Annotated in this window: 16 protein-coding genes; 5 read left to right on the top strand and 11 right to left on the bottom strand. The window is 52.1% G+C overall.

The window, feature by feature from the left end:
* The 3 genes from QZF50_RS18590 to udp all read right to left on the bottom strand — a co-directional run.
* Positions 1–130: class I SAM-dependent methyltransferase (locus QZF50_RS18590; RefSeq protein ID WP_290388943.1), on the bottom strand; the 130-nt coding region annotated here is incomplete at its 3' end.
* Positions 131–224: 94 nt separating this feature from the next.
* Positions 225–1652: a DNA recombination protein RmuC gene (rmuC, locus tag QZF50_RS18585; protein ID WP_000347714.1), complete on the bottom strand. Its 1428-nt coding sequence runs from the start codon at positions 1650–1652 to the stop codon at positions 225–227.
* A 139-nt stretch (positions 1653–1791) separates the two neighbouring features.
* Entirely contained in the window at positions 1792–2553 is a 762-nt protein-coding gene (udp, locus tag QZF50_RS18580; protein ID WP_000045180.1) for a uridine phosphorylase, read from the bottom strand.
* Between the two features lie 261 nt (positions 2554–2814).
* On the opposite strand from udp, the gene QZF50_RS18575 reads away from it, so the two are divergent.
* Positions 2815–3630, top strand: coding sequence for a dienelactone hydrolase family protein (locus tag QZF50_RS18575; protein WP_001346041.1), 816 nt, complete (start codon positions 2815–2817; stop codon positions 3628–3630).
* A gap of 39 nt (positions 3631–3669) precedes the next feature.
* Here the strand turns inward: QZF50_RS18575 and metE are convergent, their stop codons facing one another.
* On the bottom strand, positions 3670–5931 hold the full coding sequence (gene metE, locus QZF50_RS18570) for a 5-methyltetrahydropteroyltriglutamate--homocysteine S-methyltransferase (RefSeq protein ID WP_000153974.1): 2262 nt from the start codon (positions 5929–5931) through the stop codon (positions 3670–3672).
* 122 nt (positions 5932–6053) lie between these two features.
* Between metE and metR the strand changes: the two genes are divergently transcribed.
* Positions 6054–7007: an HTH-type transcriptional regulator MetR gene (gene metR / locus QZF50_RS18565; protein WP_000573621.1), complete on the top strand. Its 954-nt coding sequence runs from the start codon at positions 6054–6056 to the stop codon at positions 7005–7007.
* On the opposite strand, the gene bioP is transcribed toward metR, so the two are convergent.
* The 3 genes from bioP to pldB form a co-directional block, all read right to left on the bottom strand.
* Positions 6895–7794, bottom strand: a complete 900-nt coding sequence (bioP, locus tag QZF50_RS18560) for a biotin transporter (RefSeq protein WP_001196238.1) — start codon at positions 7792–7794, stop codon at positions 6895–6897. The genes metR and bioP overlap by 113 nt on opposite strands.
* A gap of 75 nt (positions 7795–7869) precedes the next feature.
* Positions 7870–8670 (bottom strand): sugar/pyridoxal phosphate phosphatase YigL, encoded by an 801-nt coding sequence (yigL, locus tag QZF50_RS18555; RefSeq protein ID WP_000285355.1) that lies wholly within the window; start codon positions 8668–8670, stop codon positions 7870–7872.
* A gap of 7 nt (positions 8671–8677) precedes the next feature.
* A complete protein-coding gene (gene pldB, locus QZF50_RS18550) occupies positions 8678–9700 on the bottom strand; it encodes a lysophospholipase L2 (RefSeq protein ID WP_000487654.1) in 1023 nt (340 codons plus the stop codon).
* 110 nt (positions 9701–9810) lie between these two features.
* Between pldB and rhtB the strand changes: the two genes are divergently transcribed.
* The gene (gene rhtB, locus QZF50_RS18545; RefSeq protein WP_000171710.1) at positions 9811–10431 is read left to right on the top strand and encodes a homoserine/homoserine lactone efflux protein; all 621 of its coding nucleotides are present in this window, start codon (positions 9811–9813) and stop codon (positions 10429–10431) included.
* A 61-nt stretch (positions 10432–10492) separates the two neighbouring features.
* Here the strand turns inward: rhtB and rhtC are convergent, their stop codons facing one another.
* The 3 genes from rhtC to pldA all read right to left on the bottom strand — a co-directional run bounded on the left by rhtC (position 10493) and on the right by pldA (position 14008).
* Positions 10493–11113 (bottom strand): threonine export protein RhtC, encoded by a 621-nt coding sequence (gene rhtC / locus QZF50_RS18540; RefSeq protein ID WP_000928824.1) that lies wholly within the window; start codon positions 11111–11113, stop codon positions 10493–10495.
* 63 nt (positions 11114–11176) lie between these two features.
* A complete protein-coding gene (gene recQ / locus QZF50_RS18535; protein WP_001346040.1) occupies positions 11177–13006 on the bottom strand; it encodes an ATP-dependent DNA helicase RecQ in 1830 nt (609 codons plus the stop codon).
* A 132-nt stretch (positions 13007–13138) separates the two neighbouring features.
* Complete coding sequence (gene pldA / locus QZF50_RS18530; RefSeq protein WP_001259700.1) at positions 13139–14008, bottom strand: phospholipase A; 870 nt, start codon at positions 14006–14008, stop codon at positions 13139–13141.
* A 164-nt stretch (positions 14009–14172) separates the two neighbouring features.
* Between pldA and yigI the strand changes: the two genes are divergently transcribed.
* Together yigI and rarD are read left to right on the top strand one after the other, a co-directional pair.
* Positions 14173–14640, top strand: coding sequence for an acyl-CoA thioesterase YigI (gene yigI, locus QZF50_RS18525; RefSeq protein ID WP_001277142.1), 468 nt, complete (start codon positions 14173–14175; stop codon positions 14638–14640).
* Positions 14641–14691: 51 nt separating this feature from the next.
* Positions 14692–15579, top strand: a complete 888-nt coding sequence (rarD, locus tag QZF50_RS18520) for an EamA family transporter RarD (protein WP_000339103.1) — start codon at positions 14692–14694, stop codon at positions 15577–15579.
* Positions 15580–15625: 46 nt separating this feature from the next.
* Here rarD and QZF50_RS18515 read toward each other — a convergent pair whose 3' ends face one another.
* The gene (locus QZF50_RS18515; RefSeq protein WP_000526434.1) at positions 15626–15925 is read right to left on the bottom strand and encodes a hypothetical protein; all 300 of its coding nucleotides are present in this window, start codon (positions 15923–15925) and stop codon (positions 15626–15628) included.
* Positions 15926–15996 lie beyond the last annotated feature (71 nt).

Here is a 15996-nt window from a genome sequence, read left to right as displayed (position 1 = left end):
ACATCAAATCATTCATGACATCGTATTTTGATGCCACGGAATGGAAAACGTGGGCGACCATATCCGCTTTTTGTTCCTTCGCGACGGTCTGAAAACCAAAGTGCGTCGTTTCTTGTGACTTATCCACCATCTCAATGCCTGCTCATCAAAAAATTGTTCCAGAAGTGTAACAGATTGGGCGTCGATGCCCTAGATTTCTACCCGGCTTAACTACCCCTAATGGGCTAGCGCGACTGCTGATTATATTCATCATCGCGTTGATAAGCTTCATCATTCGGCTGCTCCGGAACCGACCGAAGTCGATACTCTTCATCCTGGCTCACCGCCTGTTCAGCCAAATCCGGATTAATCTCGCGTTTAATTTCTACTCCTAAACCGCGAAACGCTTCTGCCTGCGCCAGCACATTTCCGCGACCTGAAGAGAGTTTTTTCATTGCCTGGCGGTAGTTATCCTGCGCTTTGTCGAGACTTTGACCAATCGCGGACATGTCATCGATGAACAAACGCATCTTGTCGTACAGCTTGCTGGCACGATCGGCGATTTGCTGGGCGTTGCGGCTTTGATGCTCATAACGCCACAGGTTGGCAATAGTACGCAACGCCACCAGCAGCGTAGTCGGGCTAACCAGCATGATATTGTTTTTCAACGCTTCGGTGATCAGCTCCGGCTGGCGGTCAAGCGCCAGTAAAAAAGCGGGTTCAACGGGAATAAACATCAGCACGTAATCCAGAGTTCGCAGCCCCGGCAGCTGTTGATAATCTTTGCGTCCCAGCAAACGGATATGGTTACGCACCGACGCGATATGTTCCTGTAGCGCGCTTTCGCGGGTGTAGTCGTCTTCGGCGTTGAAATAGCGTTCATAGGCGACCAGCGTCATTTTGGCGTCGATCACCACATCTTTTCCCTGCGGCAACCGCACGATGACATCCGGCTGCATCCGCGAGCGGGCGTCATTTTCGATGCTGACCTGGGTTTCATATTCATACCCTTCACGCAGACCGGAAGCCTCCAGCACCCGCGTCAGTACCACTTCACCCCAGTTCCCCTGGGTTTTGTTATCGCCTTTCAGCGCGCGCGTCAGGTTGATCGCTTCCTGGGCCATTTGCGCGTTGAGTTGCTGTAGATTACGAATTTCGTGGGTCAGGGTATGGCGTTCTTGTGCTTCTTTACCGAAGCTGTCCTGAACCTGACGGCGGAAACCGTCCAGTTGTTCACGTAGCGGCGACAACAGGCTGTTCAGACTCTGACGGTTTTGCTCATCAACCCGGCGATTGCTGTGCTCAAAAATACGGTTAGCGAGGTTTTCAAACTGCTCACTGAGGCGCTGCTCGCTGTTAATCATCTGGCGAATTTTATCGTCAGCATGTTGCTGTGCGGCTTCCATCCGCGTGGTTACTTCACGCAGATCGGCCTCCAGAGAGGTGTTAATACTTTGCAGGCTGCGCACTTCGTTATTGAGCAATTCACACTCTGCACGCCAGTGCTCGCTTTGGGTAATTTGTTGTTTTGCCGCGCTTAACTCCGCGACCATCTCTTCACGTTCAGCTAATTGCTCGGCTTTTTGCTGCGCATGTTGATAACTGGCAAACAGCCAGCCAATTGCCACACCCACCAACGCAATAACTGCGTAAACCATGATTGAGAAATCCACAACGCCTCCAGCCTCATTACTTACCCGCACAACATAGAATTGTGCTGTACAAACGTCCAGTTGGAAAGGCATTTCCTGCGAGGCGCTACGCAAAAATACAAAAGGCCGAACGCGTCGGCCTTCAGACAGGAGAAGAGGATTACAGCAGACGACGCGCCGCTTCCACCACGATTTTCACCGCTTGGCTTTCGGTTTGTTTCATCGTCTCAGCATTCGGGATCTCTTGCTGGGTGCGGTTAACGATAACGCCCGCCACCATACCGGCACGCAGGCCCTGGCTTGCACACATGGTCAGCAGAGTTGCAGATTCCATTTCATAGTTCATTACGCCCATCGCCTGCCACTCTTCCATAGAACCTTTAAAGTGACGAACTACGCGACCAGAGTAAGTATCGTAACGTTCCTGACCTGGGTAGAAGGTATCAGAAGAAGCTGTCACGCCAACGTGAGTTGTCGCGCCAATAGATTTCGCAGCTTCAACCAGCGCAGTCGTACATTCGAAATCAGCGACAGCCGGGAATTCCAGCGGTGCGAAGTGCAGGCTCGCGCCATCCAGACGGACAGACGCCGTGGTAACCAGGACATCACCCACATTAATATGCGGCTGAATAGCGCCCGTTGTACCGATACGCAGGAAGGTGCGAATGCCCAGCTGTGCCAGCTCTTCAACAGCAATAGAGGTAGACGGGCCGCCGATACCGGTAGAGCAGACGATAACAGGTTTACCATCCAGCTCTGCACGCCAGGTAGTGAATTCGCGGTGAGATGCCAGCTTAACCGGCTTATCCATCAGCGCGGCGATCTTTTCCACACGATCCGGGTCGCCAGGGACGATGGCAAGCGTAGCCCCTTGTAAATCGTTTTTAGTGAGGCCGAGATGAAAAACATCAGACTTGGACATATACAACTCCTCTGTGAATCGGTTTAGTCAGAAGAAGCAAAAAGACACTTTACCGAAGGGTTTAACATTTTTTCGTGATACTCATCACCATGGCGCAAATGCGTTGCATAAATTTACCCACCAAAAGTGATTCAAATCACATAAATCACTCTTCATTCTGCAGGACTGCATAAAAGATGAGCCGATTCAGGCAATGTGATTTGTTGCATGCTGACTATAGTTAACATTGCGCAACATTTTTATAAGGGTACGGAGAATACCATGGCAACAACACAACAATCTGGATTTACACCTGCTGCATCGCCTCTCGCTTCGACCATCGTTCAGACCCCGGACGACGCGATTGTGGCGGGCTTCACCTCTATCCCTTCACAAGGGGATAACATGCCTGCTTACCATGCCAGACCAAAGCAAAGCGATGGCCAACTGCCAGTGGTCATTGTAGTGCAGGAAATTTTTGGCGTGCATGAACATATCCGCGACATTTGTCGCCGTCTGGCGCTGGAGGGGTATCTGGCTATCGCACCTGAACTTTACTTCCGCGAAGGCGATCCGAATGATTTTGCCGATATCCCCACGTTGCTTAGCGGTCTGGTAGCAAAAGTGCCTGACTCGCAGGTGCTGGCCGATCTCGATCATGTCGCCAGTTGGGCTTCCCGCAACGGCGGCGATGTTCATCGTTTAATGATCACCGGATTCTGCTGGGGTGGACGTATCACCTGGCTGTATGCCGCGCATAATCCACAGCTAAAAGCCGCAGTGGCGTGGTACGGCAAACTGACGGGCGATAAGTCGCTGAATTCACCGAAACAACCTGTTGATATCGCAACCGATCTTAACGCGCCGGTTCTCGGCTTATATGGCGGTCTGGATAACAGCATTCCGCAGGAGAGCGTTGAAACCATGCGCCAGGCGCTGCGGGCTGCTAATGCGAAAGCAGAGATTATCGTCTACCCGGATGCCGGGCATGCATTCAACGCTGATTATCGCCCGAGCTATCATGCCGAATCTGCGAAAGATGGCTGGCAGCGTATGCTGGAATGGTTTAAGCAGTATGGTGGGAAGAAGTCGCTGTAATGAGAAAAGACCGGGTGGTATTACCACCCGGTTTGGATTTTACCCCCGACGCAAATTCTGCGCCGCCTGCACCATGTTCGCCAGTGCCGCGCGGGTTTCTGGCCAGCCGCGCGTTTTCAGGCCACAGTCCGGGTTGACCCACAGGCGCTCTGCCGGAATGCGTTTTGCCGCTTTCTTCAGCAGGGCTTCAATCCATTCCACGCTCGGTACGTTTGGCGAGTGAATGTCATAGACGCCTGGACCGATTTCATTCGGATAATCAAACTCTTCGAACGACTCCAGCAACTCCATGTCGGAACGCGAGGTTTCGATGGTGATGACGTCTGCATCCAGCGCCGCAATGGAATCCATGATGTCGTTGAACTCGCAATAACACATGTGAGTGTGGATTTGTGTGTCATCTTTCGCCACGGCGGCGTTGATACGGAAGGCCTCTACGCCCCACTGGAGATAGGCGTCCCAGTCGCTACGACGCAGTGGTAAACCTTCGCGCAGCGCCGGTTCGTCAATCTGGATGATACCAATCCCTGCCGCTTCCAGATCGGCCACCTCATCACGCAGCGCCAGCGCAATCTGTTTGGCGATGGTTTCACGGCTGACATCTTCACGCGGGAACGACCAGCAGAGTATGGTCACCGGCCCCGTCAGCATCCCTTTCACCGGTTTGTCGGTCAGCGATTGCGCATACTTCGCCCACTCCACGGTAATCGGTGCCGGGCGACTAACGTCACCAATAACAATCGGTGGCTTCACGCAGCGGGAACCGTAGCTCTGTACCCAACCGTTTTGCGTAAAGACAAACCCGTCGAGGTGCTCGCCAAAGTATTCCACCATGTCATTACGCTCGGCCTCGCCATGTACCAGCACATCCAGTCCCAAACGTTCCTGTTCAACAATGGCCTGCCTGATATGTTCCGCAATGCCCGTGCGGTAGTTATTGGCGTCGAGATTGCCCTTTTTGAAATCCAGACGCAGGGTACGAATTTCCGTGGTTTGCGGGAAAGAACCAATCGTGGTGGTCGGCCACGCTGGCAGTTTAAAACGCGCACGCTGGGCTTCGGCACGCACTTCATAGACATTCGCACGCTGGCTGTCCTGGGCGGTGATCGCCGCCAGACGCTTTTCTACCGCCGGATTATGTACGCGGGTAGAGTGACGACGTGCCTGAATCGGGGCGCTCCACTCTGCCAGAGCTGCCGTGTCACCACTGTTCAGCGCATCGCGCAGCAGTGCCAGTTCATGGCATTTTTGTAGGGCGAAGGCAAACCAGCTTTTCACTTCTGCATCAAGACGCGTTTCCACGCTCAGGTCGATGGGGCTGTGCAGCAACGAGCAGGAAGATGCCACCCACAAATCACGTTTGCCGACAATGTCCTTAATTTGCGCATATTTCTCGGTAAGATCGGCGCGCCAGACGTTACGACCATTGATCAGACCCGCAGACAGCAACCAGTCAGAAGGCAGGCGCTTGTGCAGTTCAGCAACGTCATCTTTACCATGTACGAGGTCAACATGCAGACCCTGAACAGGCAGCGCAGTAATCGTGTCGAGATTTGGCGTTACGCCTTCAAAATAGGTGGTCAGCAGCAGTTTCACCTGTCCCTGGAGCGCGTCGTAAGCGGGTTTGTATGCGTCCAGCCACGCCTGTGGTAGTTCCAGTACCAGCGCGGGTTCATCAATCTGTACCCACTCGATGCCGCGTTTCGCCAGTTCTGCCAGCACTTGCTGATAAACCGGCAGAATGTCGTTCAGCAGGCTAAGGCGGTCAAACTGTTCACCTTTCACTTTCCCCAGCCACAGGTAAGTAACCGGCCCCAGCAGCACAGGCTTAACGTTGTGGCCCAGCGCCAGCGCCTCGTCCACTTCCTCCAGCAGCTGCGTCCAGGTCAGTTTGAACTGTTGGCCTTTAACGAATTCCGGCACCATGTAGTGATAGTTGGTGTTAAACCATTTGGTCATTTCCGCTGCCGCCGCAGGTTCGCCAGTCGGCGCACGTCCACGACCAATACGGAACAGGGTGTCGATATCTACCGAACCGTCTTTGTTCTGATGACGTGGCGGAACATTACCCAGCAGCAGACTGGTGGTCAGAACATGATCGTACCAGGCAAAATCGCCCACCGGCAGCAGGTCGATACCCGCTTGCTTTTGTTGATCCCAGTGACGAGCACGCAGTTCACGCCCTACTGTCAGCAGTTCTTCACGCGTGGAGTTCCCCGCCCAATAACTTTCTTGCGCTTTTTTCAGCTCGCGACGCAGGCCAACGCGAGGGAAACCGAGGGTGTGATTAAGAATTGTCATTATATGATATGCCCCTTATGGAATTTTTAGTATTTAGCCGTCCAGATGTTTACACATCCATAATTGGCGGTTACTGTATATTCCTCAAGCGCAAATTATTCATGCCGAAGTGAAGGACTTTCATGATCGAAGTAAAACACCTGAAAACGCTACAAGCGTTGCGGAACTGCGGCTCTCTCGCAGCCGCTGCGGCGACGTTGCATCAGACGCAATCCGCCCTGTCTCACCAGTTTAGCGATCTGGAACAACGCCTTGGCTTCCGGCTATTTGTGCGTAAGAGCCAGCCGCTACGCTTTACACCGCAGGGAGAAATCCTGTTGCAACTGGCAAACCAGGTGCTGCCGCAAATTAGCCAGGCACTGCAAGCCTGCAATGAACCGCAGCAGACGCGTCTGCGCATTGCCATTGAGTGCCATAGCTGTATTCAGTGGCTGACGCCCGCGTTAGAAAATTTCCATAAGAACTGGCCGCAGGTAGAGATGGATTTTAAATCGGGCGTGACGTTTGACCCGCAGCCCGCGTTGCAACAGGGCGAGCTGGATCTGGTAATGACGTCCGATATTCTGCCGCGCAGTGGTCTGCATTATTCGCCGATGTTCGACTATGAAGTGCGTCTGGTGTTAGCACCTGACCATCCACTGGCGGCAAAAACGCGTATTACACCGGAAGATCTCGCCAGCGAGACGCTATTAATTTATCCGGTGCAGCGTAGTCGACTGGATGTCTGGCGGCATTTTCTTCAGCCGGCAGGCGTCAGTCCGTCACTAAAAAGCGTCGATAACACCTTATTGTTGATTCAGATGGTTGCCGCGCGGATGGGTATTGCCGCGCTACCGCATTGGGTAGTAGAGAGTTTTGAGCGCCAGGGTCTGGTGGTGACCAAAACCCTGGGCGAAGGCTTGTGGAGCCGACTGTACGCCGCCGTGCGCGATGGCGAGCAGCGTCAGCCAGTTACGGAAGCGTTTATTCGCTCAGCGCGCAATCACGCCTGCGATCATCTGCCGTTTGTGAAGAGCGCGGAGCGACCCACTTACGATGCACCCACAGTGAGGCCAGGATCACCAGCGCGCCTGTAATAAACGTTGGCCAGTGCGGCTGTTGGTGCCAGATAGCCAGGTTTACCAGCAGCCCTGCCGGAACGTGCATATTATTCATAATTCCCAGCGTTCCGGCGTCCACCTGCGTCGCGCCGTAGTTCCACATAAAGTAGCCAATCCCGGAAGCCACCACGCCAAGAAACACCAGAATGCCCCATTGCAACGTGGTTTGCGGCATTTTCTGCGCATTTCCCAGCAAGAACCATGCAATTACCGCCACCAGGAACGCGCCAAGATAGAACCACGCAAAGGCGTTATGCTGCGGCATCGGGCGAGTTTCCATCAGGCGTTTGTAACCCACCATGCCGATGGCAAAAGTGATATTGGAGAGTTGCACCAGCAACAAGCCAGTCCAGAAATGGTCGGTGACCTGATCATAGCGAATAATCCCGGCACCAATCACCGCCAACAAGGCACTAAAAGCATATCCCCAGCGCAGACGGCGCTTACTCATGATGTCATAAATCAGCGTGATGTAGAGCGGCGTCAGTACGGTGAACAGCAGCAGTTCGGAAACCGTCAGATAGAGATAAGCGCGGAAACTCAGCATATACATCACGCCAAGCTGCATCGCGCCCACCAGCATATACAGGCCGACTGTTTTCAGGCTATTGCCACGGGTACGCAGAAACGGCAGAAAAACGAGTGCCGCCAGGCCAACGCGCACCAGCACCGCAAAATAGCTATCGACGTGCCCCGCAAGGTACTCGCCATAAAAGCTAAAGGAGAAGGCCCACAGAATCGTGGTGATGATAAGTAGCGCCACAATGGAAAACTCTTTGATTAACGAGTATCCATTGTAGCGAAGTATCAGGTTGACAACTGACCAAATAAAGAACGATTACGATAAATAGAGTTTACGCAGATAATGCGGCACTGCGTCTTCGGCGTTAGTACCAATCACTTCCAGCTCGGGATGCAGATCTTTCAGGCGCTGATGCGCGCTGCCCATAATGCAGCCTTTACCCGCCATCGACAGCATTTCGGCATCGTTCATTCCATCGCCAAAGGCAATACAATCTTGCAGGCTGTAGCCCAGTTTCTTCGCTACCGCTTCCAGGGCATGGCCTTTTGAAACGCCGCCAGCCATCACTTCCAGGCAGGTTAAGGTAGAGAAACTAACGTTGACGCGATCGCCCCAGCGAGCGTTAATCGCCTGCTCCAGCGGCAGCAGTTGTTCATGGGAATCGCAGGTGAAGAACACTTTGCTGACGCCTTCCGGCTCCAGTAATCCAGGCTCATACAGCGCATATTTGAACACCGCTTCTTTAAAAAAGCGCATCTCTTCCGGGCGATGGCGATTCATAAACCATTCGTCGTCGCGATAAACGTTAGTAATGATGTCCGGATTGTCGTTGACTACGCCAAACAGATCGCTGGCAATGTCGCGATCCAGGTTATGAGCAAAAATCAGATTGCCATCCAGATCGTGAACGCGCGCGCCGTTGGAGGTGATCATGTACGACTTGATCTCCAGATTATCGCGAATTTGCCCCACATCAACGTGGTGACGACCGGTCGCAAACACAAAGTTGATGCCGCGCGCGGTGAGCAGCTTCAGGGTTTCTTTGGCGTAAGGGGATAACGTATGGTCGGGAGAAAGTAACGTGCCATCTAAATCAGACGCAACAACCTGGTACATAAGAAATTTAAACCTCTGTAGAGCGGTTTCCGCTGGGTGAGTTATGCCTGTTGAAAAAATCAACAATGGCGTGGAGCGCGACTGAGCGCATTGCGTCCTTTTCAAAAAGGATCTCATGGTAAGCACCTTTAATTACCAACGGTCGTCCTCCTTCGACAGGATGGCCCGCGGCGGTGCGGAGTTCACAAAAACGGTCATGCATGCGGTTATCCACCACGCGTTCCTCTTCAGCTTGTAAGAGAAGCGTTGGCGTGGCGTCATCACCCGCACCGGCTAACACCTGTTCGCCAGCCAGAATACTTTCGCGTACCCAATGGTAGGTCGGCCCACCGACGCGAATCGTTGGGTCATCAGCATAGAAGCGTAAGTTACGTCGATATCGCTGTCTGCTGTGGGTCAGTACGTTGATAGCAAACGGCAACGCGCGCCAGCGCCCGGTGCCTATTGCATAGCCATCACGGAAACGTGGATGCGCTTCGGCCCAGTTGAGGATCTGCCGTGCCATAAATGACGGCATACGAATCACGATCCCAAACATTGGCGCAGTTAGCGCAATGGCGTCACATACACCTGGATGGCGTTGCAGAAATAATGTGGAGATCGCACCGCCCATCGAATGTGCCAGTATATAGCGTTTACGCCACGGACCGGGCTGAACCTCCTGCTGCCAGAATGCCGCCAGATCATCAACATAATCATTAAAGCGATTAACATGCCCGAGATGCGGATCGGCTAACAGGCGACCGGAACGTCCCTGCCCGCGATGGTCGATGATTAAGACATCAAACCCCAAATGGAACAGGTCATAGGCCAGTTCCGCATATTTTACGTAGCTCTCAATACGCCCCGGGCAGATGACTACCACCCGGTCATGGTGCTGTGCGCGAAAACGGACAAAGCGCACCGGAATGTCATCCACACCAGTAAACTCTGCTTCATCACGCTGACGCCAGAAATCAGTCAGCGGTCCCATGGTAAAAGCAGCAAACGCGTTTTCTCTTGTTTCCCAGTCTTTTTGCTGCTGAAACATCGGGTAATCTGCCTCTTAAACCACGTAAAATCGTTTTTTTTAGCGTGCCTGACACAACGCTGCGACAGTAGCGTATTGTGGCACAAAAATAGACACACCGGGAGTTCATCATGACCTTAGAATGGTGGTTTGCCTACCTGCTGACATCGATCATTTTAAGCCTGTCGCCAGGCTCTGGTGCAATCAACACTATGACCACCTCGCTCAACCACGGTTATCGCGGCGCGGTGGCGTCTATTGCTGGGCTTCAGACCGGACTGGCGATTCATATTGTGCTGGTTGGCGTGGGGTTGGGGACGCTATTTTCCCGCTCAGTGATTGCGTTTGAAGTGTTGAAGTGGGCAGGCGCGGCTTACTTGATTTGGCTGGGAATCCAGCAGTGGCGCGCCGCTGGTGCAATTGACCTTAAATCGCTGGCCTCTACTCAATCGCGTCGACATTTGTTCCAGCGCGCAGTTTTTGTGAATCTCACCAATCCCAAAAGTATTGTGTTTCTGGCGGCGCTATTTCCGCAATTCATCATGCCGCAACAGCCGCAACTGATGCAGTATATCGTGCTCGGCGTCACCACTATTGTGGTCGATATTATTGTGATGATCGGTTACGCCACCCTTGCTCAACGGATTGCTCTATGGATTAAAGGACCAAAGCAGATGAAGGCGCTGAATAAGATTTTCGGCTCGTTGTTTATGCTGGTGGGAGCGCTGTTAGCATCGGCGAGGCATGCGTGAAAAATAATGTCGGATGCGGCGTAAACGCCTTATCCGACTTACTCTGAAGACGCGTCTGGCATCACCGCGAAATAATCAAATGAATGCCAAATCCGGCAAATAACGCCCCGGCAAAACCATCAATCCACTTCGCCAGACGTTGATAACCACGGCGCATTTGCGGCAGGGCAAACAGGCTGGCAACGACGGTAAACCACGCCAGCGTTTCGACAATGATCAGCGCAAAAATGCCCCAGCGCGCGGTAGTGCCAACGTTATCACCGACAAACAATGAGAACACCGAGCCAAAGTAGATAATCGCTTTCGGATTAGCGAGATTGGTCAGTAAACCTTTCAGGAAACTGCGCCCACTTTTCGCCAGCTCGACCTGTGGCGCAGGTGCAGAAACCGCCTCTTTTTTCAGTGCACCGCGTAGCATCTGGTAACCCATCCAGCAGAGATACAGGCCACCGCCCACCATAATCAGCGTATGCAGCCAGGCCATTTTTTCGATAATCAAATGCAGGCCAAGCAGCGCAATCCCAGCCCAAACCATTACGCCGCAGGTAATGCCCAGCACGCCCATCATCGCTTCTTTACGGGAACGACTGACAGCGGTCTGAGAGACAAAAAAGAAATCGGGACCGGGGCTCATAAGCGCCACAATGTGCACCATGGCGACGGTGAGAAATAACATCAACATACATTTGACTCGCGGGGGAAACGTTTACGGAGTCTTCATACTGGCACTTTTTTATGCTGCTGACTACTCTTCGTCATCGCCATCAACATGCGCACGAATCAGCGCCATAAACGGTTTGCCAAAGCGTTCCAGCTTGCGCATCCCAACGCCGTTAACGCTGAGCATTTCGCTGGCGGTGATCGGCATCTGTTCAGCCATCTCAATCAAGGTTGCGTCGTTAAACACCACGTACGGCGGGACATTACTTTCATCGGCTATCGATTTACGCAGTTTGCGTAATTTGGCGAACAGTTTGCGATCATAGTTGCCGCCGAACGATTTCTGCATCGCTTTCGGTTTGAGCGCCACGATACGCGGCACGGCAAGTTGCAAAGAGGATTCGCCGCGCAGCACCGGACGCGCAGCCTCTGTCAGTTGTAGGGCAGAATGCTGGGCAATATTTTGCGTCACCAGACCGAGGTGAATCAGCTGGCGGATCACGCTCACCCAATGTTCATGACTTTTATCACGGCCCATACCGTAGACTTTTAGTTTGTCATGACCATAGTCGCGGATACGCTGGTTATTAGCGCCGCGAATCACTTCCACCACATAGCCCATACCAAAACGCTGATTCACACGACCAATGGTGGAAAGGGCAATCTGAGCATCGGTTGAACCGTCGTACTGTTTCGGCGGATCGAGGCAGATATCGCAGTTCCCGCACGGCTCCTGACGCCCTTCGCCAAAATAGTTCAGCAGTACCAGACGACGGCAAGTTTGCGCTTCGGCAAAAGCGCCCATCGCATTGAGTTTATGACGTTCGATATCCTGCAACTGCCCCTGCGGCTTCTCTTCCAGACAACGGCGCAGCCACGCCATATCGGCCGGATCGTAAAACAGCATCGCTTCCGCGGGCAGGCCATCACGCCCGGCGCGACCGGTTTCCTGATAATAGGATTCGATATTGCGCGGAATATCAAAGTGGACCACGAAGCGAACGTTTGGTTTATTGATGCCCATGCCGAACGCCACCGTCGCCACCACAATTTGCAGGTCATCGCGCTGGAATTTTTCCTGCACATCGGCGCGAACATTATTTTCCAGCCCGGCATGATAGGCCGCCGCGCTAATTCCCTTGCTTTGCAGGCGCGCAGCGGTGTCTTCTACTTTCGCGCGGCTGTTGCAGTAGATAATGCCTGACTTACCGCGCTGTTCCTGCACGTAGCGCATCAACTGATCGAGCGGTTTGAACTTCTCCATCAGCATGTAGCGAATATTCGGACGGTCAAAACTGTTGATTTGAATCAGCGGATCGTTCAGCCCCAGCAGGCGCACGATATCCTGGCGCGTGGTGTCGTCGGCTGTGGCGGTCAGCGCCATAAACGGCAGCGTCGGGAACCGCTGGCGCAACTGACCGAGCGCGGCATATTCCGGGCGGAAATCGTGGCCCCATTGGGAGATACAGTGCGCTTCATCAACGGCTAATAACACCGGATTCCAGTGCGCCAGATGCTCAAGAAAGTTATCCAGCATCAGGCGTTCCGGGGCGATATAAAGCAGACGAATTTGCCCGGTGCGGCAGCCTGTCATCACTTCAAGTTGCTGTTCGCGGGTTTGCGTCGAGTTAAGGCACGCCGCCGCCACGCCGTTGGCTTGCAGTTGATCCACCTGATCTTTCATCAACGAAATCAGCGGTGAAACAACCACGGTAAGGCCGTTTAGCAATAAGGCAGGAATTTGATAGCAAAGGGATTTTCCGCCACCGGTGGGCATGACGACCAGGCAATCGCGACCGGAAAGCACAGTGTCGATAATTTCTTCCTGGCCGGGGCGAAACTGTTGGTAGCCAAAGGTTTCTTGTAAAACCTGTTTAGCTCCGGACTCCAGATTCAACACTTCCGCCTGCGCCACATTCACCCCGATTGCCTGAAATAAAAACAGGCGCTATTTTCAGCGCCTGCGCGAGAAACTGCAATGCTTTTAGTCTCTGAGAGGGTAATCCTGGATGCTGGATTCCAGATTTGCCAACCACTCAACCGTTCATCAAAACAAATCGTTTAGCATAACTCCCACACCGACACGGGTCTGGTTGAAGTTATAGTCGATGAGCGATTCGCCATAGCCGCTGTAAACCTGAGTATAAAGGCGCACATGTTTGGTGATCGGGTAACTTAAGCCTAACTCCGCGCCGCCGTAGCCGGTGTTCCAGTTGTACTGTCCTTTCGCACTGAGCACCGCATCACCGAGGTGATAGCCGATTTTAAGCTGGTAGTAACCCATATATTTGGTGATATCCGGGTTATCGTCAGTATTACCCACCACATACCACGGCTTCACTTCTACCAGCCAGTTACCGTTTTCTGCCATCAGGCGAGTATAAAGGCGGTTCCAGCTGCGGGAGGTCGGGTCTGAACGCCCGTTAGAGTCGTGGTTATACCCCATCTCCACATCGCGCAGCGTCCAACCTGCAAAACGGTAATCGGTGGCAAAACCGAGGAACAATTGCGGTTCGTAGTTGGTTTCACGAAACGGTGAAGACTCTTCGCTATTGGACAGTTGCCACCAGGATTTTTGCGTATAAGATGCACCCAACACCGAGTTCGGGCCTAAAATCCCACGCCACAGTGGAAATGCCAGGCTCAACTGAAACTTTACTTCATCCTTACGCGCATTTTCCGCCCAGTCGTAACTGGCAATCGCTTCTTTATTCAGATCGCTGGTTTGTGTGTAGATGAGGTAGTTGGTGTCATAAGGATAGAGCGTGAACGGATTGTCATGCTCCTGCAGCATATTGGCGATAATACTGCCACGCACCGCTGGCGCGTCATGCACCTCTTTCACCGTTGCCTCTTGTGCATATACTGCCATAGGCAACATAAACACCGGCAACAACCAGCCCTGCAGAGTCCGCATCGGTCGTGTTCTCCGTAACGAATTATTGATAAGGTGAATGTTTTTCTGCGGGCTATTTTACATACTTAACTCCATTGCCGTTAGTTATCCCTTCCTAAAGTAGAAACCAACAACAAAGAAGCATAAAATCAACATTTCATTAACCAATGAAGTGTAAGGATGATATGTCTGCCGTACTGACTGCTGAACAAGCCCTGAAATTAGTGGGTGAGATGTTTGTTTATCACATGCCATTTAACCGCGCATTGGGGATGGAACTGGAGCGTTACGAAAAAGAGTTCGCACAGCTGGCCTTTAAAAATCAGCCAATGATGGTGGGCAACTGGGCGCAAAGCATTTTGCACGGCGGGGTCATTGCGTCGGCGCTGGATGTCGCCGCCGGTCTGGTGTGCGTGGGAAGTACCTTAACCCGCCACGAAACCATCAGTGAAGATGAACTACGCCAGCGGCTATCGCGGATGGGGACCATTGATCTTCGCGTTGATTATCTGCGCCCAGGCAGGGGCGAGCGTTTTACTGCTACCAGTAGCCTGTTGCGTGCAGGCAATAAAGTCGCCGTCGCCCGCGTTGAATTACACAATGAAGAACAGCTTTATATTGCCAGTGCCACCGCCACCTATATGGTAGGTTGAAGACATAAAAGCAGGTAAACTGCTGTTACCAATTAAAAATGAGTATTCCCGATGGATGCAAAACAAACGCGGCAGGGCGTATTACTCGCTCTTGCCGCTTATTTTATTTGGGGTATTGCGCCAGCGTACTTCAAGTTGATTTACTACGTGCCCGCCGATGAAATCCTGACGCATCGCGTGATCTGGTCGTTTTTCTTTATGGTGGTGCTGATGAGTATTTGCCGCCAGTGGTCCTATTTAAAAACGCTGATTCAGACGCCACAGAAAATTTTTATGCTGGCAGTCTCTGCCGTGCTGATTGGTGGCAACTGGCTACTGTTTATCTGGGCGGTGAACAATCACCATATGCTGGAAGCGAGCCTTGGTTACTTTATTAACCCGCTGGTGAACATTGTGCTGGGGATGATTTTCCTCGGCGAGCGATTCCGCCGGATGCAATGGCTGGCGGTGATTCTGGCGATATGTGGCGTGTTAGTCCAGCTGTGGACTTTTGGTTCGCTACCTATTATCGCGCTGGGACTGGCATTTAGTTTTGCCTTCTACGGTCTGGTACGCAAGAAGATTGCCGTTGAAGCGCAAACCGGCATGTTAATCGAAACCATGTGGCTGCTGCCCGTGGCGGCAATTTACCTGTTTGCTATTGCCGACAGCTCAACCAGCCATATGGGGCAAAACCCGATGTCGCTGAATTTACTGCTGATCGCCGCCGGTATTGTCACTACCGTACCGCTGTTGTGTTTTACCGCCGCTGCCACGCGCTTGCGTCTCTCAACGTTAGGCTTTTTCCAGTACATTGGCCCGACGCTGATGTTCCTGCTGGCTGTGACGTTTTATGGTGAAAAACCGGGTGCCGATAAGATGGTGACTTTCGCCTTTATTTGGGTGGCGCTGGCAATTTTTGTGATGGATGCGATTTATACGCAGCGTAGAAAAAGTTAAGAATTAACATGGGTAGGCCGTTTAATGAGCCTACCCACTGACTTATTTATCTTTTTTTGAAAAAAATTAAGATAAGAAAAAGAACAATATTTGTTACAGGAAGTACCCCCAAAACTCCCCAGTACTTACTCCATCCTAGAGACATCGTATATCTACCAAGGATTTGACAAAACCCAAAACTTAACCCTATACCTATACTTCTTAAATTTAATGTCGTAGTCAGGCTTAAAATAAATAGAACAAGGATGGTAATAGCCCACCACAATAACCATGCCTTAACAAAATCAGATTTTTTGCTGTAAGGTTCTTTACCCAAGAACAACTGCCAAAAGTTACCATTCCCCATATAGAATCCATTCCCCAAGATATTGTTTATAGAATAAAAATACATTCCAATTATATTTAATTAAAATATAC

The organism is uncultured Escherichia sp. (assembly GCF_948475835.1).
Lineage (GTDB): Bacteria > Pseudomonadota > Gammaproteobacteria > Enterobacterales > Enterobacteriaceae > ECMA0423.
Note: the sequence above shows the minus strand (reverse complement) of the source record. Positions and strands in the feature narration are given on the sequence as shown.

What these genes read in the sequence shown, in the direction of transcription:
- udp (WP_000045180.1), bottom strand. Translation starts at nt 2,553, where the DNA reads ATGTCCAAGTCTGATGTTTTTCATCTCGGCCTCACTAAAAACGATTTA.
- QZF50_RS18575 (WP_001346041.1), top strand. Translation starts at nt 2,815, where the DNA reads ATGGCAACAACACAACAATCTGGATTTACACCTGCTGCATCGCCTCTC.
- metE (WP_000153974.1), bottom strand. Translation starts at nt 5,931, where the DNA reads ATGACAATTCTTAATCACACCCTCGGTTTCCCTCGCGTTGGCCTGCGT.
- metR (WP_000573621.1), top strand. Translation starts at nt 6,054, where the DNA reads ATGATCGAAGTAAAACACCTGAAAACGCTACAAGCGTTGCGGAACTGC.
- yigL (WP_000285355.1), bottom strand. Translation starts at nt 8,670, where the DNA reads ATGTACCAGGTTGTTGCGTCTGATTTAGATGGCACGTTACTTTCTCCC.
- pldB (WP_000487654.1), bottom strand. Translation starts at nt 9,700, where the DNA reads ATGTTTCAGCAGCAAAAAGACTGGGAAACAAGAGAAAACGCGTTTGCT.
- rhtB (WP_000171710.1), top strand. Translation starts at nt 9,811, where the DNA reads ATGACCTTAGAATGGTGGTTTGCCTACCTGCTGACATCGATCATTTTA.
- rhtC (WP_000928824.1), bottom strand. Translation starts at nt 11,113, where the DNA reads ATGTTGATGTTATTTCTCACCGTCGCCATGGTGCACATTGTGGCGCTT.
- pldA (WP_001259700.1), bottom strand. Translation starts at nt 14,008, where the DNA reads ATGCGGACTCTGCAGGGCTGGTTGTTGCCGGTGTTTATGTTGCCTATG.
- yigI (WP_001277142.1), top strand. Translation starts at nt 14,173, where the DNA reads ATGTCTGCCGTACTGACTGCTGAACAAGCCCTGAAATTAGTGGGTGAG.
- rarD (WP_000339103.1), top strand. Translation starts at nt 14,692, where the DNA reads ATGGATGCAAAACAAACGCGGCAGGGCGTATTACTCGCTCTTGCCGCT.
- QZF50_RS18515 (WP_000526434.1), bottom strand. Translation starts at nt 15,925, where the DNA reads ATGGGGAATGGTAACTTTTGGCAGTTGTTCTTGGGTAAAGAACCTTAC.